This window comes from Terriglobia bacterium, from assembly GCA_020072845.1.
Taxonomy (GTDB): Bacteria; Acidobacteriota; Terriglobia; order Terriglobales; family Acidobacteriaceae; genus JAIQGF01.
Map to the genome: position 1 here is coordinate 365193 of JAIQGF010000009.1, position 19731 is coordinate 384923.

The following is a 19731-nucleotide window of genomic DNA, read 5'->3' on the forward strand; positions in this document are numbered from 1 at the left end:
GACCAGCGCAATTGATCCTACGCTTCCTGGTCGCGGCCGCGATCAATTTCGTGATCGGCTGGATCTATTTCCGGGTCATCCACGTAAATCCCACCACCGTGGGATTCACCTTTTTACTCGCGATTCTTGCCGTCTCCGCGTTTTGGGGCTTGCGGGTCGCCATCTTCATGGCGGTGCTGGCAACGCTGGGCTATAACTTTTTTTTCCTGCCGCCGGTTGGCAAACTCACCATCGCCGACCCGCAAAACTGGGTGGCGCTGATTGCCTTTCTGATTACGGCCATCATCGGCAGCCACCTGTCGGAGCGCGCGCGCCGCGAGGCCCTGCACTCCCATCAGCGCCGCCGCGAGGTGGAGCGGCTGTACGCTTTCAGCCAGCAACTGCTGGTCTCAGAAAACGTCTTTGGCCTTCTCAACAGCGTGCCCTCCTATATCGTCGACTCCTTTGGAGTGACCGGTGCCGCCGTGTTTCTGGACCACAAGCAGAAGACCTATTTCTCCGATATCAGCGTGCAATCGCTCATCCCCATCGACGAATTGAAGGCGGTGAGCGGCCGGGGAGAGCCGGTGCTGGATCGCGAACGTGGCATGTGCTTCATGCCGCTGCGCATGGGCGTTCGCTCCATCGGCAGCATGGGCGTCGTGGGGTGCAGCATGTCCCGGGAAACGCTGGAGGCGATCGGAAGCCTGGTCGCCATCGCCATCGAGCGCGCCTCCACCATGGAAAAGCTGACCAAGGCTGAGGCCACCCGTGAAAGCGACCGGCTCCGCTCCCTGTTGCTGGATGCGGTGACCCATGATTTTCGCACCCCGCTTACCGCCATCAAGGCTTCGGCGGAAACGCTTCTGTCGGAGGTGGAACTGGACCAGCCTCAATTGAAAGAGTTGGCCACGGTGATCAATGAGGAGAGCGACCGGCTGAACCGGCTGGTCGGCGAGGCCGCGGAAGTCGCGCAACTCGATGCCCGCCAGGTCGAACTCCTCTTCGAGCCGCATTACATCCGGGAAGCAGTCGATTTGGCGCTGTTGGAGTCCAGGCACGCGCTGGAGCGCCACACCGTGGAAGTGGCCGTTCCGGAGACGCTGCCGCCAGTGCCTATGGACTTGAATCGGATTTCGGAAGTGCTGGCGCAACTGCTGGAAAATGCCGGCAAGTATTCGCCGCCGGGGACGCCGATCCATCTCACCGCCGAGCTGCGCGACCGGCAACTGGTCACTTCTGTCGCCGACCACGGCCCCGGCATCGACGATCTTGAGCAGGGAATGATCTTCGAAAAGTTTTATCGCGGGCGGAACCAGAGAGTCTCCATGCAGGGCACCGGCATGGGACTGGCGATCGCCAAGGCCATCGTCGAACTGCACGGCGGAACCATCACCGTGACCAGCCAACTGGGACGCGGATCGGTGTTCTCGTTTACGCTGCCGGTCACGTAGTCTTGCAAGCTGCTCGACGCGCTTTCCATGCCATCTGGCCCCAACAACGCCGACACGGGGATTGCCTGGCGGTATCACAATGGCACCAAGCACTCCTACCAGAGCGTGCGCACTAACCCGCACTACCTGGACTGGTCGAACCGGCCGCTGCCATTCAAGATTTATCCCACCCTTAATCCCATTCGACTGCCGAAGGAAGTGCCGCAGACCGGCATGGCGGCGCTTTCGGTAATCGCGGAGAATGTTCGCCCCGCCGGGACCAGGATGCCGGCCTTGCACGATCTCGCCCTGCTGCTGTATTTCTCGGCGGGGATCACCAGGCACAAGACCTATCCCGGCGGCGAAATTTACATGCGCGCGGCGGCCTGCACGGGCGCGTTGTATGAAGTCGAGTTGTACGTGGTCTGCGGCGATTTGCCGGAACTGAAAGCGGGCATGTACCAGTTTGCGCCTGCCGAATTTGGCTTGCGCTTGCTGCGTGCCGGCGATTTCCGCCGCGTGCTGGTCGAGGCCACGGGCGCACACCCGGCGGTCGCAGCGGCTCCAGTCACCATCATCTGCACGGGAACGTACTGGCGCAACGCGTGGAAGTACCAGGCGCGGACCTATCGCCATTTCGGCTGGGACAACGGCACCATCCTCGCCAACCTGCTGGCCATGTGCACCGCCACGCAGTTGCCGGCGACCTTGCTGATGGGCTTCAGCGATGATCCGGTGAATGAGCTGCTCGATCTCGATACCGATCACGAGGTCGCGTTTTCACTGGTGACGGTCGGCTCGACCGCCACTTTCGACCTTCCGTCCGCCCCGCCGCTGCCACCGCTGCACCTGGAAACTCTGCCGCTGTCCGACCACGAGGTGGACTATCCCGCCATGCGCGAGATGCACGCCGCGTCATCGCTGGCCACTGCCGGCGAGGTCCGCGCCTGGCGCGAACCACCGACGCCCGGCGATGCCGTCGAGCTGCGCGGGCCCGCCATCGCGCTGCCATCGGCGCCGGAAGAGGAACTCGCGCGTGATGCCATCGAACGCGTGATCCTCCGCCGCGGCTCGACTCGCCAGTTCAAGCGCGAAGCGATCAGTTTGGCGCAGCTTGCCACCGTGTTGGACCGATCTACCCGCGGATTTCCCGCCGACTTCCACAACCCTTCGGGAGCGCAACTCAGCCACATCTACGTGCTGGTTAACGCCGTGGATGGCTTGCTGCCGGGCGCGTACTACTTCCATCGCGATCGGCGCGAACTGGAACTGCTGAAGCCAGGCGACTTCCGCCGGCAGGCCGGTTATCTCGGACTCGAGCAGGATTTGCCTGCCGACGCTGCCGCGAACGTTTTTTTCCTCGCCGACCTCCACACCATCCTGGCGCGTTATGGCAACCGCGGCTATCGTGCGGCGCAACTGGAAGCGGGCATTCTCGGCGGCAAGATCTACCTGGCCGCCTACGCGCAGCATCTCGGCGCCAGCGGCCTGACCTTCTATGACGACGATGTCGTCAACTTCTTCTCGCCGCATGCCGCGGGCAAGAGCGCGATCTTTCTGGTCTGTTTGGGCAACAGCGTGAAGCGCAAGCAGTGAGGGAGAACCGCGGTTACGCCTGGCGCGACGGCCGGGGCGGGGGCGGAAGGACGTTCTCGGGGAGATCCAGTTCCTCCCAGGAGATGGCGGGCGGATATCGGCGGTAAAAACAGGGGAGCATCCGCCTGTCGCGGAAGAGGGACCACCCCAGCGGAATGTCTAATTCCGCGAACCAGTAAACCCCTTCGGCTACGCGCTGGATCCGTGGATGAGGGGCGCGCAGGTCCGCACGCACCGCATCTGACAATTGCTCGTACGTCGTGGACCGGTCTCCCATCCAGCGCAGTTCCTCGAGGATGACATGCAATCCTTGGGGACAGCACTTCTGCTCGAGTCGTTCGAGCACCCGTGTCATGGGGGAGGCTTGCTTATGGGCCGCAGAGCTGCTCATGGTTGGCTTGCCTTTTCTGTGGCGGCCACTTCGCGGGCCTGAACTTGAACCTTGCTGTACCGGTCGCACAGACACACCTTGCACTTGCCGTGACCGTGTTTCCCGATCAGCGGAAACACGTGGTCACGTTTCTCGTGCCCGCACTCGCAGTTTGTGCTCAGAGCGTTCACTGGATATCTCCGTCAGGGGAGTGGCCGGATTCGCCGCTCTGCTGGACGATATCTTCGGCGGGCACCTGCTTCTCAAGCTTTCTCTGCTGCTTGCGCTGAGCCTTGGCGCGCTGTTTTTCCTGGCGTGCCAGCTCTTTCTGCCGTTTTTGGAAGGTCTGACTTGGGCGCATGCTAGCCCCACTTTTCTGCGCGAGGAGCATGCGCGGTGTGGAAGAGCTGGCCCAGCACCAGTTTGTTTGGCTGTCCTTCGCTGATGGGCTGATCGCAGCCGGGACAGTACCCGATCACTTCATCTTGGGGCGGTTTCGGTTCGGTTTTGAGCAACAACTCCTCCTGATTTATCCCATGTGATGGGCGGCGCGTGAAGTTTCCACTGTGCCGGTTTCGTTGTCGATTGGCATGGACGCTCCACCCTGGAACAGACTCAGTCGCGCACGACTGGTTCTGGCAGCTAAGAGGGAATACTTCAGATGAGCTGACTTAGTTCAGAGAATCTGAAAGAGGAGAGAATCTCGCTCAACCTTAACCCTAGTCCTTACCCGCAGGGAAGTCAATGACCCGCGGGGCAGGTACTACCCATGCGCGGCGTTGCGATGATCCCCAATCGCCGCGCACAGGTTTCCCGATCTCTCATCAGGCGAAAAATTCGCCGGGCAAGGGTTGCAAGGTGCGGCCGACGAGCGTATTCCGCGGACGGGACAATCTTTCGGCCGCGATATCGGCGTTGATCTCCTTGCGCTGCAGGCGCAGCTTCAAGACCCGTTCGATGTTCCGCAATTCCAGCGTCTCGGCGGGCGAGACCAGGGTGGAAGCGCGTCCGCGCGCTCCGGCCCGTCCGGTGCGGCCGACGCGATGAATAAAATCCTCCGGCAGTGTCGGCAGATCGTAATTGATCACGTGCGCTACATCCTGGATGTCGAGCCCGCGGGAAGCGACGTCGGTGGCGACCAGCACCTTGAAGCGGCCTTCGTCGAAGCCGGCGAGCGCGCCCGTGCGCTGCGATTGCGAGCGGTCGCCATGAATCATGGCGGCCAGGAAGCCGTCGCGCACCAGGTGCTTGGCCAGGCGCTCTGTGCCCCGCTTGGTGCGCGCGAAGACCAGCGTGCGCCCCTTCTCGCTGCGCAGCAGGTGGCACAAGGCCTGGAACTTGTCGGACGTTGCGACCTCGAACGCCTGCAGTTCCACGCTGTCCACCGGCTTGAGCGTGGAGCCCAGCGCGATGCGCACCGGGTTGCGCGTGTATTCGCTCACCAGCCCGGCAACCGAGGCTTCCAGGGTCGCGGAAAAACACATGGTCTGGCGCTCCCGGGACAGTTCGCCGACGATGCGGCGGATGGCCGGCAGGAATCCCATGTCGAGCATGCGGTCGGCCTCGTCGAGGACGAGCACTTTGACCTGGCGCAGATCCACCAGCCTGCGCCCGAGGAAATCCTCGAGCCGGCCGGGGGTGGCCACCAACAAGCGCGCGCCGGAGCGGATTGCGTCTAACTGGCCCTTTTCGCCGACGCCGCCGATCACCAGCGCCGCAGGGGCAATTGATTTTCCGCGCAACTGCTCGAATTGTTCATGCACCTGCATGGCGAGTTCGCGCGTCGGCACCAGCACCAGGGCTTCGATGGTCCGCGACCGGGGCGACTGCAGCAGCCGCTCGATCATCGGTACCAGGAACGCCAGCGTCTTACCGGTGCCGGTATGGGCTGTGGCCATCAGGTCTTTGCCCGCAAGTGCGTGCGGGATCGCTTCCGACTGGATCGGCATGGGAGTGTGAAATTGGCAGGCGGCCAGTCTCTGCTGCAAAGCAGGAGAGAGAGGCAGTTCGGTAAAGCTTGTCATTCGAATCGTTATCTTTCTGGAGAGGCGTCTCGCGAGACGCACGCAAAAGATGCGATTCGCGACTGTGCAAAGGAAGCCGCTCGTAGGGTTTTTGCGCTGGGAACGAACGGGGAGCAGGGAATCGAAGGAAGGGTCAGACCGGCTGTTTCAACCGACTGCCGCACCACAAGCGAACCGTGGTCACTAGCGTCTGGAACAGTATAGCACAGGCGCCGTCTCAGAACCGGGCGCGCAGCACGCTTGATGCTTACCTTGGTGCATCCTTCCGACTTCACTTTCGACAGTCATCAAGAATTGACCGTTCACGTACTTCGCGCCCACTTAGCCGGCGCCCAAAACCTAAGACGTGAAACCTAGCGCCTACCGCTTGTACCCAATCTTGCGCAGAAACGAGTGCCGCGCAATCACGTCGTCGGGGCCTTCGACGCCCTGGGGCGCGCTGCCGTCAATCACGCCCATGATGCCGCCGCCCTGCTCGCCGCGCGCCACCACCACCTCGACCGGGTTGGCGGTCGCGCAGAAAATGTTGCACACCTCGGGCACCTGCCGCACGGCGTTGAGCACGTTAATCGGAAACGCGTTGCGGATCAGCACCACGAACACGTGTCCGGCGGCAAGCAACTGCGCGTTGCGGATGGCCGCGCTGCGCAGTTCATCGTCGTTGCCTTCGGAGCGCGTCAGGCACGGGCCGGAGCTTTCGTTGAACGCCAGCCCAAATTTTGCCTGTGGGACCGTGGTCGCGATCGCTTCGTAAACATCCTCGACCGTCTTGATGAAGTGGGACTGGCCGATGATGATGTTCGTGTCGGAAGGGAAGTCCATCTTGACCGAATCGAAGGTGAGCATGAGAACCTCGGCAATTTGTAATTTGAAATTGGTAATTTGCAATTGCGACCGCAAGTTCGCGCCAGGTTGCGCCCCGAACCAAATTGCCAATTACAAATTACCAATTACAAATTCTCTTGTGCCATTCCGTTGCCCGCTCGTAGGCATGCGCCAGTTGCAGGACGCGGGCATCGTCGCCGGGCGCGCCGGCAATCTGCAACCCGATGGGCAGCCCGCCGCGGGTGAATCCGCACGGCACCGAAACCGCCGGCAGCCCGAGCACATTGAAGGGCCGCGTGTTGCGCAGCAAGATCAGTTCGCGGCGTCGCAAGTCGTCCGGATTCGCCTGCAGTTCCGCCAGCGCCGGGGCAGTCACCGGCGACGTGGGCGTGATCAGCAGATCGTAATCGGCGAACAGGTCCGCGGCGGCGCGGCGCAGATGGTCCAATTCGATCCGCTTCAGGATGTATTCCCTGGCCGCAACCGATTCGCCGCGCTGGATGCGCCGTAGCGTTTCCGGCTGGTAAAGCCCGGCGCGCTCAGCGAGAAATTGTGCGTGGTAGGCGTACGCCTCCGCCGCCTGCACCGTCCGGTCGGTATCAATGGGCATGCTGGCGTCGCTCAGGCCGCTGGTGAGCGTTTCCAACACCTGGAGCGCGTTGTTGATGGCGGCCGCGACTTCCGGGTCCAGGTCATCGAAGAAAAACTGCCGCACGATCCCGAGGCGCAGCCGGTGCGTGTCCTGTTCCAACCCTTCGCCGTAATCGCTGGCCGGCAACTCGCGGCTGGTGCTGTCACCGGCATCGTAACCGGCGATGGCCTGCAGGACGAGCGCCGCATCGCGCACCCTGCGTGTCATCGGACCCACGTGGTCGTACGACCACGACAGCGGAACCACCCCGCGCGCGCTCACCAGCCCGTAGGTCGGTTTCATTCCCACGATCCCGCAGCACGCGGCAGGCAGGCGAATGGAACCGGCGGTATCGCTGCCCAAAGCGGCGAAGCACATTCCCGCCGCCACCGCCGCTGCGGATCCTGACGAAGATCCGCCGGTGATGTGCGCCCGCGCCCATGGATTGCGGGCCGCACCGTAGTAGCTGACCACGCCGCTGCCGCCGTACGCGAATTCGTGGAGGTTGGTCTTGCCGAGCAGCACGGCGCCTTCGACCTTCAAGCGCCGCACCACGGCCGCATCCTCCGCCGGCACGCGCTCCTGAAAAAGCGCGCTGGCGGCGGTGGTGCGCGCTCCCGCGGTATCAATCAGGTCCTTCAGGGCGACCGGAATTCCGTGCAGCGGCCCGCGGTAGCGTCCGTTCGCAATCTCGCGCTCGGCAAGTCGCGCCTGCTCCAGCGCGCTGTCGCGCGTAACCGTGATAAATGCGTTGAGCGCGGGATTGAGCCGCTCAGTGCGCTCCAGGCAAGCTTGCGTGAGGTCGACGGGAGAGACCGCCTTGTCAGCCACCAGCGCGGCGGCTTCGGTGAGCGTCAACGTGCACAGCTCAGACGCGGACGGCATGCGTTCGCCAGAATAATCGGTCTGTGGCGGATCGGTCTATCGGTCATCCGGCCGCTCGCTATTCGGCAGGAACGATGGCGAGAACCGGAAACCCGGGTTACTGGTCCACCGACGATGCGCCAGACGGTTCAGACCGCTTGTAGAGCAACTCCAGAATGGTGCAGTCGTCGTTCAGCGGCGTGTTGCCGCAGAATGTCTTCACGCTGGAAAAGATGCTTTCGTAGGGCGTGTCGCAATTGGCGGATTGTTCCAGGCGGTCGTCGCCGTAGAACTCGCCGCTGGCGTCTTCCGCCTCCGTGACCCCGTCGGTGACCATGACGAAGCGCCCGCCCGGCGGCAGCTTGATTTTGGCGCACTCAAACTCCGCCCCGGCCAGCAGGCCCACGGGTACGTTGCTCGACTGCCGGGGCCGTTCGATCTTTCCTCCCGCCACCAGCACCGGCGGCACATGCCCACAGTTCACGTATTCCAGCTCGCCATCGGGTTTGAGGCGCGAAAGCAGCAGGGTAGCGTATTTCTGCCCCATCACCTTGCGGCAGAGAAACGCGTTGGCGGTGCTGACGATTTCGTCCAGCGGCATATTGGCGATCAGTTGCGAATAGATCATGCCCTGCAGGATCGAGGCCAGCAGCGCTGCGGAAATTCCTTTTCCGGATACGTCGGCCACCAGCACCGCCAGGCCCTCGTCGGTCATCACCACGTCGAAAAAGTCTCCTCCAACGTCCTTGCAAGCCAGGTTGGTGGCGCGGATGGAGGCGAACGGCACGTCGGGAATGGAGACGGTCATCAACCGCTGCTGGATGTTGGCGGCGATGTTCAGTTCCTGCTGGTAACGGCGCGATGCTTCCTCCGCTTGTACCAGATGCGCGTTTTCCACCAGCGCCGCCGCTTCCGTCGCGATCGCCCGCAGGATATCGTGACTGACGGCGGAAATGTCGCGCGAGGCGAAGCGGCTGTCCATGTAGAGCACGCCGCGCACCTGCGGCTGGCCGTCATCGGTCGTGGATTTTTCCGCGAACTGGGTTTGCGTGCGCCGCAACGGGATGGCGATCACGGTCCGCAGATCGTAGGCGATGATGCTGTTTCGTCCCGCCAGATCGCTGGACGAACTGGTGTCGCTCACCATGAATTCCGAAGCCGCGCTGGCCGCCTCTTCCAGGATGGACTTGGAAATCGTGCTGTCATCCAGCAACTGCTCGCCCTTGGCGTTGCGTCCCGCGGCCAGCCGCATGGCCCCATCCGTGCCTCGGAGGAAGACGTAACCGCGCTCCGCCTTGGTGAGCTTGAGCGTGGAATCCAGCAGCGACATCAGGACATCGGAAAGCACGCCGGTGGTGTTCAGCTTGCGGGCCGCTTCCAGGAACAGGCGGAGCTTTTCCAGGTCGGAACTGCCGGTGCTCACCGGCATCATGGAAATCTGGCTCAGGAACTCCGCCGCCGAGCTGGTATGCGGCTTGTCCGGATTGAAAACCACGTAGGCGGCATCGCGCGCGCCGAAATCAATGCGGTCGTTGGCTTCCAGCTTGTGGCGCTCGCGGCGAATGCCGTTCACGAACGTGCCGTGCCGGCTGTTCTGGTCCACGATGTAGTACGCGCCGTTTTCGCAGAGGATCTGCGCGTGGTCGCGCGACACCCGCGAGTCCGGGATGACCAGGTCCTTGCCGGTCTTCCGGCCAATGGCAAACGGCAGCCGCTCCAGCACGATATTGCGCTGCTCCGCCCCTTCGACGTAGAGCAACACGGGTGAGGGCACGGCAGATGGAACGAGCGAGGTGGCCGACAGCACGGACATGGCGGAAGCTCCCGATTCCTTCGAGACCGGCGGCCGCGCACGCGGCAGCCGGGACTGGCTGCAGTTTCCAGAAGCCTACTTCGTTCGGAGCGCGCTTGCAACCCTCAGCCTGCGCCATCTCCCGCGCCGGTTGTTATAATTGGCGTTTGCAGTTACTACGGCGCCCTGCCTGTCGTATGGGCCGAGAAAGCGATCCGGTTGAGAGGCAGCAGCTCGCATGACTGTTAAGACGGCCAAGCCCAAGGTGCTGGTGGTGGACGACGAACGCGTCATCGCCGATACCCTGGCGATCATTCTCAACCAGCATGGCTTCGATGCTTCCGCCGTTTATACCGGGACAGCGGCCGTCGAGCGCGCCCGCATTGTCAGGCCCGACCTGATCATCAGCGATGTCATCATGCCCGACGTGAACGGCATCGAGGCCGCCATCAACATCCGCAAGTTCCTGCCGGGATGCAAGATCCTGCTGTTTTCCGGTCAGGCGGCCACGGCCGACCTGCTGGAGAGCGCGCGCGCCCAGGGACACGAATTCGAGATCCTGGCCAAGCCCGTCCATCCCCAGGATCTGCTGGCGAAATTGCGCGGGTAAACCGCTCTCCGGAAGAACTGATAACCCGAAAAACTGGCTTGCCAAAAAAAGAAAAACCGGACTGGTTCGCCCGGTTTTCCCTCTTGGCCGCTGGGCTGCGTTTACAGCCACGGCGGCAGGGGCGGAGAGCACCGATGGTCTCGGTTCGGCCGGCTCGCCAGCCCGTCGAAAATTGCTTCCCGCTCGTGTTTCGAGCAGGCTGGTGTGGTCTATATGCAAACGGCATACCAGTCTGAAATTGATGAAATACATTAGGAGACAGATATAAGTGATAGAAACTAAACAGCAGTACGATCTAATAACGTGGAGCAAGAAGGCAACCGGTGCCGGGAAGTGGCACATTTGTTGCACACGCAACGGAAAGGCTTAGGCCGGTCTGCCGCCCGAATGTCCCGCGCCTGAAGCCCGAATCCTAAAACCTAAAGCCTAAAGCCTAAAACCTAAAACCTAGAACCTTCTCCTCACATTTCCCGCCGCCCCTCTATCGACTTCAGCATGGTGACCTCATCGGCGTACTCGATGTCGCTGCCGGCGGGAATTCCGGTGGCGATTCTGGTGACCTTGACTCCCGGCCGCCGGATTTGCTGCGACAGGTACACCGCCGTGGCCTCGCCTTCCACCGTCGGGTTGGTTGCCAGGATGACTTCGTCCACCTCGCCGGCATCTATGCGCCGCACCAGGTTCGATATCCGCAGGTGCTCCGGCCCGACTCCGTGCAGCGGTGAGAGGGACCCGTGCAGCACGTGGTAGACGCCGTTGTATTGCCGCGTCTTCTCGACGGCCGCGATGTTAGTCGGTTCTTCGACCACGCACACCAGGCGCCGGTTGCGCGTCGCGCTGCTGCAGTAGGAGCAGGGATCAATATCGGTGATGTTGTTGCAGACCGAGCACAGACGCAGGTGGGCCTTGATGTCGCGAACCGCGGCGGCCAGCGCCTCGGCATCGTCGTCGCTGGAGCGCAGAATATGGAAGGCCAGCCGTTGCGCGCTCTTGGCGCCGATTCCCGGCAGCTTCTTCAGCTCGTCAATCAGGCGAGCCATCGGCTCGGCAAACTTAGACATTTGGTAATTTCGTAATTTCGTGATTTGGTAATTTCTTAATCTGGAATTCGGCACGGCACTCGAACACAGCGGGCACTCGTTGAAAATTACCAAATTACCCGATTACCAAATTACCAAATCAAAATGGCATTCCCATCCCGCCCAGCATGCCGCCGACGGTCGATTGCATCTGCTCGTCCACCTTATGCACCGCCGCATTCACCGCCGCCGTCACCAGGTCCTGGAGCATCTCGATGTCACCCGACTTCACCGTTTCCGGATCCATCGTGATGGACAGCACCTGCTTCTGCCCGTTCATTTTCACGGTTACCGACCCGCCGCCCGACGAGGCTTCCACCACGATCTCCTGCATCTTGCGCTGCAGGTCGTCGTATTGCCGCTTGGCCTGCGACATCAGTTCTTGAAGCTGCTTTGGATTGAATCCGCCCATAGCGAGTACCTAGTACTGAGTACTGAGCGTGAGTACGGAGCAAAACAACTCGGTACTAGGTACTCAGTACTCGGTACTGTCTTACCGCTTTTCCCGGTGATCAATCACGGTTCGTATCTGCGCGCTGAATTTTTCCTGCACTCGCCGCACCACCGGGTCATCGGCAGCACGGTTGCGCGCTCCCGGACCATTCGCCGGGCGCGCCGCGCCGGCCGCTGCCGCTTTGCCGCCATTGCCGGCGACCCCGACAACCCGCAGCTTCACCGGGCGTCCCAACGCTCTGACGGCCGCTGCAAGCGCGCCTTGCCGCGCATCTTCGCTCAAGGCCAAACCCGCATCCACCAGGGTCTGCGCCATACCGACTTTGATCACCAACTCGGCGCCTTCGGGGGCCACTTCCACGATCGGTGTGCGCGAGTTCGCCCGTTCCAGGGCCTCGATCACCTGCGCCTGCAGCTCGGCGCGCGAGACTTCCGGCGGCTCCGTGGCGGAATTACGCGCCACCGCGACAGCACTGTCAGTACTCAAAACTTGAACTCCGCTCTCTTCACCAAGCCCCGCGGTTCCGGCGCTCCTGCCCAATCCACTCGGCTGCACGGCGGAAGCTGCTTTGGGCGTCCGTGATCCTTCCCAATCGGGCGGCGCTGCGCTCTTTCGTGCCCGGTCGCTCTCCAAGGGCGAAGGTCCGCCTGAGTGCGGCCCGCGGGCAGGGACTGTGTGGCCCGGGTCGCCGACCCGGGTGCGCGGGTCAGAGACCCGCCCGACGCCGGCAGTCGCCCCACCCGCAGCCGGTTGGGCGTCGCTCAGAATCTGTTCCAGCGGCAGCAAGCGTTGCGCGTGCACCAGCTTGAGCAGGCCCAGCTCGAGATGGAAGCGCTGCTCCTGCTTGTACCCGAGTTCGCCGTGGGTGCGCAGCATGATCTGCAAAAATCGCGCCAAGTCCTCTTCGCTGAACTGCCCCGCGATGCGCCCGACGCGCGCCCGTTCGTCGAAGGAAATCTGCAGCAGCGGCGACTCCGCTCCCGCCACCTTGGCTACGGTTGCGTTGCGCAGGAAGCGCACCATCTGGCGCGCGAAGTGCGCCGGGTTGTGGCCCTCGGTGAGCAACCGGTCCACCTGCCGCAGCGCCTCTTCGGCGGAATTACGCGCCACCGCGGGTCAATCGCTCGCCGCAGCAGGCAATCGCCTGGTCCATGATGGAGAGCGCATCGCGCATCGAGCCGTCGCCGGCTTCGGCGAGCATGGCGAGCGCGTTGTCATCGGCGGCGATCTTCTCCTGCCCGGCGATCTCGCGCAGTTGCTTGACGATTTCATCGAAGCGGACGGCATGAAAGCTGAAGTGCTGGCAGCGCGAGCGGATGGTCTGCGGAATATCCTCGGGCTGCGTGGTCGCCAGCATGAAAATCACGTGGCTGGGCGGCTCTTCCAGCGTCTTCAGCAGCGCGTTGAAGGCGGCGTCGGTGATCTGGTGTGCCTCGTCGAGGATCCAGATCTTGAAGCGGTCTCGCGCCGGACGGTAGCGCGCCGCCTCGCGCAGTTCCCGGATCTCGTCAATCCCGCGGTTGGTCGCGGCGTCGATCTCGATCACGTCCACCGCGTTCCCGGCGCGAATCTCGGTGCACGACTCGCACACCCCGCACGGCTCGGCAATCGGGTGATCGGCGGAGCGGCAATTCAGGGCCATGGCCAGGATGCGCGCGACGGTGGTCTTGCCGATGCCGCGGTGGCCGCTGAAAATGTACCCGTGCGCAACCCGCCCCTGCTCGATGGCGTTCGTCAGCGTGCGGGTGACATGCTCCTGCCCAATGACGTCGGAGAAGCGCTGTGGCCGGTATTTGCGTGCCAGGACTTGGTAAGCCATCGCAAAATCCGATTCTATCAGTTGTGAGTTTGAGTTGTGGGTGGCGGTTGCAAGCGCCTGGTCGGGTGGTGCGCCGATCCGGGACTGGCCGTCCCAACTCAGGATTCACAACTTACAACTCACAACTCGCTTCCCCTTGCATTCCTGCGCCGACCGGGCTACATTTGCGCGGCTCGGGGTTGCAGGAGGTGTGCTATGACTCTGAAGCTGAACACGCGCCTGATTGACGGCATCACCGTCGTGGACTGCCATGGCCGCATCATCTTCGGCGACGAGTCGCTCATGCTGCGCGAGGCCGTCAAGGAACTGCTCAAAACCTCGAAAGACATCGTCATCAACCTTGCGGACGTGAACTACATCGACAGCGGCGGCCTGGGCACGCTGGTCGGCCTCTTTACTTCCGCCCGCAGCATCGGCGGCACCATCAAGTTGGCGAACCTGACCCACCGTGTCGGCGAGTTGCTCCAAGTCACCAAGCTGGTGACCGTGTTTGAGGTGTTTGACGGCGAAGAGAAGGCAGTGCGCTCGTTTCCGAAAAGAGGCGCCGTCGCCTAGCGAATGACGAATGAAGAAGTCAGATTGCAGGATGCATAATGGCCCCTGAGCATTCTTCATTCTGAGTTCTTCATTCTGACTTCTGATTTCTCAATTCCTACTTTCCCCTACTCCTGGCACCCATGCTGCGCAATATGGCGGTCGATTCGGTCCCCAAGCCGGCTCAGCTTGCGCTGCAGGTAGGGGATGTACTCGCTCTTGCCCGACGGCCGCCCAGGCCGCGTGTGACTCGCCTTGCTGCGGGCTTTCTTGCGCTGCTCGTCCATCTGGTTCTTGACCCGGGTCGCCTGCTTGCGCAGTTGGACCAGTTCGTGGCACGCCATGGCGCGAGTATAACGTGAGTTCGTCCCCTTTGTGACCACGTCCGAATAGCTGCGTCGTACTGCGCCCGAGAGACCGACCGACCTGCTATCATTTTCCATTCCCACCTCGGAGGACCTTATTCATGCTGCGTTCTCGCGTTCTTCATCTGTTTGTTGTCACCCTTGCATGCGCCGCATTTGCCTGCGCCGCCGATGAGCAGGCGGCCAAGCCGCCGGCGACTCCGGCCCACGCGGTCACCGACACCATCCAGGGCGTCGCCATCACCGACCCGTACCGCTGGCTCGAGGACCAGAACAGTCCCGAGACGCGTGCCTGGATTGACGCCCAGAACGCCTACACCGAGAAAGTGCTCTCCCAGTACGCCGGTCGCAGCGCCTTGCACGCGCAAATTGAGAAGGTGATGAAGATCGACAGCATCAGCATGCCGGCGCGCCGCGGCGATCGCTACTTCTACCTGCGCCGCCGCGCCGATCAGAATCTTGACATGCTGTGCGTCCGCGAAAAAGGCAGGGAAACCGTGCTGGTGGATGCCAACACGCTTACGCCCGACGGCAGCATCTCGGTCGTCCTTCAGGGTGGCTCCGAGGACGGCAGCCTGCTCGCCTACGGGCAGCGCAAGGGCGGCGCCGACGAAACCACGGTCGCGATTCTCGACGTCAACACCCGCCGCCCGCTCAGCGATATTTTTCCCGCCGCGCGCTATGGCGGTTTCGACATCACCCCTGACCACAAGGCGCTCTACTACACCAAGTACACTCCGGGTGCCGGGCCGCGCGCCTACCTGCACACCATGGGCGCCGATCCCGCCACGGACAAGGAAATCTTCGGCCGTGAATTCGGTACCGGCGACTACATCGGCGCCGACCTCTCGCCCGACGGCCGCTATCTGGTTCTGGAGGTCAGCCACGGCTCGGCCGCGGAGAAAACCGAGCTCTATTTTCAGGACCTGAAGTCTGGCGGCCCCATTCGTCCCATCGTCAACGACATCAACGCAAACTTTGATTTCGACATCGCCGGCGATCATCTCTACGTCAAGACCAACTGGGAGGCACCCAACAGCCGCATTCTCCAGATTGATCTCCGCAATCCCGCGCGCGATCACTGGAAGACCGTCATTCCTGAGGCCGCTTCGCCCATCGAGGAGACGGTCGCCGCCGGCGGCAGACTGTTCGTCGCCTATCTGCAAAACGTCGTGACCCATATCAAGGTGTTCGACGCGGCTGGCAAATTCGTGCGCGAGGTTGATCTCCCCGAAATCGGCTCCGCTTTCGTCGCCGGCCGCTGGAACCAGGATGAGGTCTTTTACAGCTTCAGCTCGTTTTCCACGCCGCGCGCCATCTTCAGTTATTCGGCTTCCACCGGGAAACAGGGCGAGTGGGCGCGTATCACCGTGCCCATTCCGACCGAACAGATCCAGACCGAGCAAGTCTGGTACGAATCCAAAGACGGCACTCGCATCCCCATGTTCCTGGTCTTCAAGAAGGGAACTGTGCTCGATGGCCATCTGCCCACGCTGCTCACCGGCTACGGCGGTTTCCGCATCAGCCTGACGCCGGGCTTCTCCCCCTCGGCCGCGATCTGGGTGCTCAACGGAGGTGTCTACGCCCGCCCCAACCTGCGCGGCGGCGGCGAGTTCGGTGAGAAGTGGCACAAGGCGGGCATGCTAGAGCACAAGCAGAATGTTTTCGACGACTTCCTTGCCGCCGCCGATTGGCTGATCGCGCACAAGTACACCAGTCCCGCGAAGCTCGCCATCAGCGGCGGTTCCAACGGCGGCCTGCTGGTCGGGGCCGCGCTCACCCAGCGTCCCGAACTGTTCCGCGCCGTGGTTTGCGACTATCCGCTGCTCGACATGCTGCGCTACGAAAAATTCCTGGTTGCCCGTTTCTGGGTACCGGAGTACGGCTCGGCCGCCGACAGCGCTGAACAATTCAAGGTCCTGCGCGCCTACTCGCCGTACCAAAACGTCAAGCCCGGAACCAGGTATCCCGCCGTCCTGTTCGTCACCGGCGATTCCGATACTCGCGTTGCCCCGCTGCACGCCCGCAAAATGGCGGCGCTGCTGCAGGCCGAGAATGGCGACCACAATCCCATCCTGCTGCATTACGACACCCGCGCCGGCCACGCCCGCGGCGGCGTTGCCATCAACAAACAAATTGACGACCTCACCGACGAGTTCGGCTTCTTGCTCTGGCAGTTGGGGAAGGAATGAATTGCGAGTTGTGTGTATTGAGCTGTGAGTTTGGGTTGTGAATTGAAGGTGCCCCACGCCTGCCCGCTTTTGACAGATGTGGGCTTCCACTCAAAACTCACAACTCACAACTCGCAACTGGTATCATTTCCCCATGCCCAAGAACGCCGCTAAACCCGCGTCCGCGTTTGAGATCGGATGTCCCTGCTGCGGCGCCGTGCTGAAGGTTGACCCGGCCACGCAGGCGGTCATTGCCCACACCGCCCCGGTCAGGCCCAAGACTTTCGCCGACCTGGAAGAGGCGGCGCGCGCCATGAAAGAGCAGGACAGCCGCAAGGAATCGCTCTTCCAACAGTCCGTCCAGGCGCAGAAAAACAGCGCCGACCTGCTGGAAAAGAAATTCCAGGAAGCCGTCAAGCGTGCCAAGGAAACGCCCGACAAGCCCCGCATCCGCGACTTCGACCTCGACTGACGCTTTGCGCGAGAAACCTCTCCTGCTCGGCCACCGCGGCGCCCGCCGCGACGCTCTCGAAAACACCATCGCCGCCTTCGAACTCGCCCTAGCGCACGGTTGCGACGGTTTCGAATTCGACGTTCGCCTCACCGCCGACCGGCGCTGCGTCATCTGCCACGACCCGCGCCTCGCCGGCCTCGACCTGGAAACTTCCCGCTACCATCAACTCCCTCCGGGCACGCCCTGCCTGCCCGATGTGCTGGAGAAATTTGCCGCCCGCGCCTTCCTCGACATCGAATTGAAAGTCAGCGGCCTGGAAAACGACGTAGCCGCCATGGTCCGCGACCATCCGCCGCAGCGCGGCTATTTCATCTCGTCATTCCTGCGGCAAGTGATCGAGCGCCTCGGCGCAACCGACGAAACTCTTCCCCTCGGCCTCATCTGCGACTCGCAACGCCAACTTGCCGCCTGGACTCGCCTGCCTATCCAGGCGCTGTTTCTCGAACGCCGCCTGGTTACCGGCGCAATCGTCGAGGCGCTACACGCCGCCAACAAGAAAGTTTTTGTGTGGACCGTGAATCGGGAGCGCGATATGCGCCGGTTCGCCCAACTCGCCGTGGACGGAATTATTTCCGACGACACCAAACTGCTCGCGGAAACTTTCTTTTCGCGGTAACGATCTTCTCGCGGTAACGTTCTGCTCGCCGCAATCTCGCGACAACGTTCTTCTCGCGACAACGTTGAGGAAGAATAAGCCGCGTAGCGGCGATTGAAAGTAGCCCGGCACTTCAGTGCCGGGAGCACATCACCCAAACATCCGGAGTCCCGTAGGGACGATTGAAGAAGAATGGGATGGAACGACGGCTTTAGCAGGCTAAGGCACTACGCAGAACTCACAGACACCGCCTGGCCGACTTTAACCAGAAACTGCTCGCGCTCATTCTCAAATTTCTCAACCTCGCATCCCACTCGCTCCCCGCTCCACCCCGCCGCTGCGCCGATTCTTTCCGCCGCCTGCCGCGTCTGTTCCTTAGACCACCCACCCGCCAGCGCCACCGGCACGCGCCGCAGCAAAACGTCACCCAGCGTGACCGCGCGTTCATTGCGCAGCGCATGCACGGCTTCGGCAACCATGTGAAGCGAGCCGTCGCAAATAGGAGCGCTCAGCCGTGCGTCTGTCGCCGCGGAACGCACAACGTCCACACCGGCGTGTCCAAACCAGCTCACTGCCGCGCGCGCCATTTCCGCGGTCACCTGCCCGCCCGCGCCCCCTTTGCCCAGACAAGCGCTCACCGCGCTCTCCACTTCGCCGGCCTGGGCCACGGCATCGAATTGCGGCTCGGCCACCTCAATCCCGATTTTGCGCGCGCACTCGCGCGCCACCGCCGCCGCGGTTGTCAACTTGCCCCCGATCACCGAAATCATTCCCGCGACTCCGTCGTCGCGATGGTCGTGCAGCACGTGCCGGCGCGTGATCGCCGCCAGCGGATTGCCCGGTGAGAACGGCAGCGGCCGCACTCCCGCCGTCGCATAGCGAATCTCATCGCGCCCCAGCGCAACCGCAGGGAAGAGCCGCTGCGCGGATGCCAGCAGGTAATCGATTTCCGCCTCGCTCGGCTGGGTGCGGCCGGGGTCGCCAGTGTCGTCCACCTCGGTCGTGCCCACCAGCAGTTCTCCATTCCATGGAATCACGAAGATCGGCCGTCCATCCATGGCTTCGGTGTACACCGCGCTCTGCGGCGCGCCCGGAAATCGCGGCAGCACCAGGTGCGAACCACGCACCCCACCGACCATGCGCAAATTGCGGATTCCGGCACAGCGCGCCACCCCGTCCGCCCACGGCCCGCTCGCGTTGATGACCCACTTCGCCTCGATGCGGAATTCGGTTCCATCCAGCCGGTCGCGCAACCGCAGCCCCCGCACGCGCCCGTCCGCCACTTCGACCTGCAATGCCTGCGTATAATTCCGCGCCTCGGCGCCGGCTGCCAGCGCCTCCCCCAGCCACTCGGCAACCAGCCGTTCGGGGAACTCGCACTGCGCGTCGTCGTAATCGAAGACGCTCCACCGCTCCCCGTGATCGAGCGTTCGCTCCAGCTGCGCGATGTCGTTGCCGGGCCTTGCCGCGTGCCGACCGTGCGTGAAACGGCGATAGAGCCACAATCCGAAGCGGACCTCGAGCGCACTGCGCCTTCCGGCCGGCAGCGCCAGCAGGAACCGCATCGGCCGGACCAGGTGTGGTTTCGTGCGCAGCAGGCGCTCGCGCTCGCGCAGCGATTCCCGCACCAGCCCGATCTCGCCGTGCTCCAGATAACGCAAACCGCCGTGAATAATTCTGGTGGACCGGCTGGTGGTGCCGGAAGCGAAGTCGTGCTGTTCGACGAGCAGGGTGCGCCGGCCGGCAGCGGCGCACTGGCGCGCCATGGCCACGCCGTTGATTCCGCCGCCGACCATGGCGATGTCAAAACTTTCGCCGTCCAGGGAACGGCGCCGATGGCTCTGATCCCGCACCTGGGCAGATTAGATGCCGGGGGGAAATGATAGGCAAGGGAACCGAAGTAACCGAGCAGGTTCTAGCTAGGTTTTAGGTCTTAGGGAAACTCTGATCAAGCACTGCTTTTAGGTCAGCGATTGATCGCGTGTACATTTTTTCCGATCAGCAGAGTCGATTTCGAGTTCCGATCGGGTGGTGTGCTCGCCGGGGCAGCGGCCCCGACGAGCTTTGTTTTGCCTA

At 62.7% G+C, this 19731-nt stretch carries 16 protein-coding genes and 1 pseudogene; 7 read left to right on the forward strand and 10 right to left on the reverse strand.

Annotation, left to right across the window (positions count from 1 at the left end; genetic code table 11):
- Nucleotides 1–11: 11 nt before the first annotated feature.
- Nucleotides 12–1433, forward strand: coding sequence for a DUF4118 domain-containing protein (locus tag LAN70_10730; GenBank protein ID MBZ5511629.1), 1422 nt, complete (start codon nucleotides 12–14; stop codon nucleotides 1431–1433).
- 27 nt (nucleotides 1434–1460) lie between these two features.
- Nucleotides 1461–3008, forward strand: a complete 1548-nt coding sequence (locus tag LAN70_10735; GenBank protein MBZ5511630.1) for a SagB/ThcOx family dehydrogenase — start codon at nucleotides 1461–1463, stop codon at nucleotides 3006–3008.
- A 557-nt stretch (nucleotides 3009–3565) separates the two neighbouring features.
- Here the strand turns inward: LAN70_10735 and LAN70_10740 are convergent.
- The 5 genes from LAN70_10740 to LAN70_10760 all read right to left on the reverse strand — a co-directional run bounded on the left by LAN70_10740 (nucleotide 3566) and on the right by LAN70_10760 (nucleotide 9535).
- Nucleotides 3566–3739 carry a hypothetical protein gene (locus tag LAN70_10740; protein MBZ5511631.1) on the reverse strand — a complete coding sequence of 58 codons (174 nt, stop codon included), beginning with the start codon at nucleotides 3737–3739 and terminating at the stop codon, nucleotides 3566–3568.
- A 463-nt stretch (nucleotides 3740–4202) separates the two neighbouring features.
- Nucleotides 4203–5402: a DEAD/DEAH box helicase gene (locus LAN70_10745; protein MBZ5511632.1), complete on the reverse strand. Its 1200-nt coding sequence runs from the start codon at nucleotides 5400–5402 to the stop codon at nucleotides 4203–4205.
- A 360-nt stretch (nucleotides 5403–5762) separates the two neighbouring features.
- A complete protein-coding gene (locus LAN70_10750) occupies nucleotides 5763–6248 on the reverse strand; it encodes an adenosine-specific kinase (GenBank protein ID MBZ5511633.1) in 486 nt (161 codons plus the stop codon).
- Nucleotides 6249–6345: 97 nt separating this feature from the next.
- Nucleotides 6346–7743, reverse strand: coding sequence for an amidase (locus LAN70_10755; GenBank protein ID MBZ5511634.1), 1398 nt, complete (start codon nucleotides 7741–7743; stop codon nucleotides 6346–6348).
- 97 nt (nucleotides 7744–7840) lie between these two features.
- Entirely contained in the window at nucleotides 7841–9535 is a 1695-nt protein-coding gene (locus tag LAN70_10760) for a SpoIIE family protein phosphatase (protein MBZ5511635.1), read from the reverse strand.
- 217 nt (nucleotides 9536–9752) lie between these two features.
- On the opposite strand from LAN70_10760, the gene LAN70_10765 reads away from it, so the two are divergent.
- Nucleotides 9753–10124: a response regulator gene (locus LAN70_10765; GenBank protein ID MBZ5511636.1), complete on the forward strand. Its 372-nt coding sequence runs from the start codon at nucleotides 9753–9755 to the stop codon at nucleotides 10122–10124.
- A gap of 461 nt (nucleotides 10125–10585) precedes the next feature.
- On the opposite strand, the gene recR is transcribed toward LAN70_10765, so the two are convergent.
- The 3 genes and pseudogenes from recR to dnaX all read right to left on the reverse strand — a co-directional run bounded on the left by recR (nucleotide 10586) and on the right by dnaX (nucleotide 13476).
- Entirely contained in the window at nucleotides 10586–11185 is a 600-nt protein-coding gene (gene recR, locus LAN70_10770) for a recombination mediator RecR (protein ID MBZ5511637.1), read from the reverse strand.
- A gap of 118 nt (nucleotides 11186–11303) precedes the next feature.
- Nucleotides 11304–11615, reverse strand: a complete 312-nt coding sequence (locus tag LAN70_10775; GenBank protein MBZ5511638.1) for a YbaB/EbfC family nucleoid-associated protein — start codon at nucleotides 11613–11615, stop codon at nucleotides 11304–11306.
- An 81-nt stretch (nucleotides 11616–11696) separates the two neighbouring features.
- Nucleotides 11697–13476 (reverse strand): annotated as a pseudogene (gene dnaX / locus LAN70_10780) (DNA polymerase III subunit gamma/tau).
- Between the two features lie 195 nt (nucleotides 13477–13671).
- Between dnaX and LAN70_10785 the strand changes: the two are divergent.
- Nucleotides 13672–14031, forward strand: a complete 360-nt coding sequence (locus LAN70_10785) for an STAS domain-containing protein (GenBank protein ID MBZ5511639.1) — start codon at nucleotides 13672–13674, stop codon at nucleotides 14029–14031.
- 107 nt (nucleotides 14032–14138) lie between these two features.
- Here LAN70_10785 and LAN70_10790 read toward each other — a convergent pair whose 3' ends face one another.
- Complete coding sequence (locus LAN70_10790; GenBank protein MBZ5511640.1) at nucleotides 14139–14453, reverse strand: hypothetical protein; 315 nt, start codon at nucleotides 14451–14453, stop codon at nucleotides 14139–14141.
- Nucleotides 14454–14476: 23 nt separating this feature from the next.
- Here LAN70_10790 and LAN70_10795 point away from each other — a divergent pair, with 23 nt between their 5' ends.
- The 3 genes from LAN70_10795 (at nucleotide 14477) to LAN70_10805 (ending at nucleotide 17676) form a co-directional block, all read left to right on the forward strand.
- Nucleotides 14477–16567 (forward strand): prolyl oligopeptidase family serine peptidase, encoded by a 2091-nt coding sequence (locus tag LAN70_10795; GenBank protein ID MBZ5511641.1) that lies wholly within the window; start codon nucleotides 14477–14479, stop codon nucleotides 16565–16567.
- A 133-nt stretch (nucleotides 16568–16700) separates the two neighbouring features.
- On the forward strand, nucleotides 16701–17018 hold the full coding sequence (locus LAN70_10800; GenBank protein MBZ5511642.1) for a hypothetical protein: 318 nt from the start codon (nucleotides 16701–16703) through the stop codon (nucleotides 17016–17018).
- A 4-nt stretch (nucleotides 17019–17022) separates the two neighbouring features.
- Entirely contained in the window at nucleotides 17023–17676 is a 654-nt protein-coding gene (locus LAN70_10805; protein ID MBZ5511643.1) for a glycerophosphodiester phosphodiesterase, read from the forward strand.
- Between the two features lie 206 nt (nucleotides 17677–17882).
- Here the strand turns inward: LAN70_10805 and LAN70_10810 are convergent, their stop codons facing one another.
- The gene (locus LAN70_10810) at nucleotides 17883–19508 is read right to left on the reverse strand and encodes a glycerol-3-phosphate dehydrogenase/oxidase (protein ID MBZ5511644.1); all 1626 of its coding nucleotides are present in this window, start codon (nucleotides 19506–19508) and stop codon (nucleotides 17883–17885) included.
- Between the last annotated feature and the right edge of the window lie 223 nt (nucleotides 19509–19731).

Bases quoted from the DNA above. Each gene is read 5' to 3' on its own strand.
- LAN70_10775 (MBZ5511638.1), bottom strand. From the start codon at position 11,615: ATGGGCGGATTCAATCCAAAGCAGCTTCAAGAACTGATGTCGCAGGCC.
- LAN70_10755 (MBZ5511634.1), bottom strand. From the start codon at position 7,743: ATGCCGTCCGCGTCTGAGCTGTGCACGTTGACGCTCACCGAAGCCGCC.
- LAN70_10790 (MBZ5511640.1), bottom strand. From the start codon at position 14,453: ATGGAAAATGATAGCAGGTCGGTCGGTCTCTCGGGCGCAGTACGACGC.
- recR (MBZ5511637.1), bottom strand. From the start codon at position 11,185: ATGTCTAAGTTTGCCGAGCCGATGGCTCGCCTGATTGACGAGCTGAAG.
- LAN70_10745 (MBZ5511632.1), bottom strand. From the start codon at position 5,402: ATGACAAGCTTTACCGAACTGCCTCTCTCTCCTGCTTTGCAGCAGAGA.
- LAN70_10740 (MBZ5511631.1), bottom strand. From the start codon at position 3,739: ATGCGCCCAAGTCAGACCTTCCAAAAACGGCAGAAAGAGCTGGCACGC.
- LAN70_10735 (MBZ5511630.1), top strand. From the start codon at position 1,461: ATGCCATCTGGCCCCAACAACGCCGACACGGGGATTGCCTGGCGGTAT.
- LAN70_10785 (MBZ5511639.1), top strand. From the start codon at position 13,672: ATGACTCTGAAGCTGAACACGCGCCTGATTGACGGCATCACCGTCGTG.
- LAN70_10760 (MBZ5511635.1), bottom strand. From the start codon at position 9,535: ATGTCCGTGCTGTCGGCCACCTCGCTCGTTCCATCTGCCGTGCCCTCA.
- LAN70_10765 (MBZ5511636.1), top strand. From the start codon at position 9,753: ATGACTGTTAAGACGGCCAAGCCCAAGGTGCTGGTGGTGGACGACGAA.
- LAN70_10795 (MBZ5511641.1), top strand. From the start codon at position 14,477: ATGCTGCGTTCTCGCGTTCTTCATCTGTTTGTTGTCACCCTTGCATGC.
- LAN70_10800 (MBZ5511642.1), top strand. From the start codon at position 16,701: ATGCCCAAGAACGCCGCTAAACCCGCGTCCGCGTTTGAGATCGGATGT.
- LAN70_10750 (MBZ5511633.1), bottom strand. From the start codon at position 6,248: ATGCTCACCTTCGATTCGGTCAAGATGGACTTCCCTTCCGACACGAAC.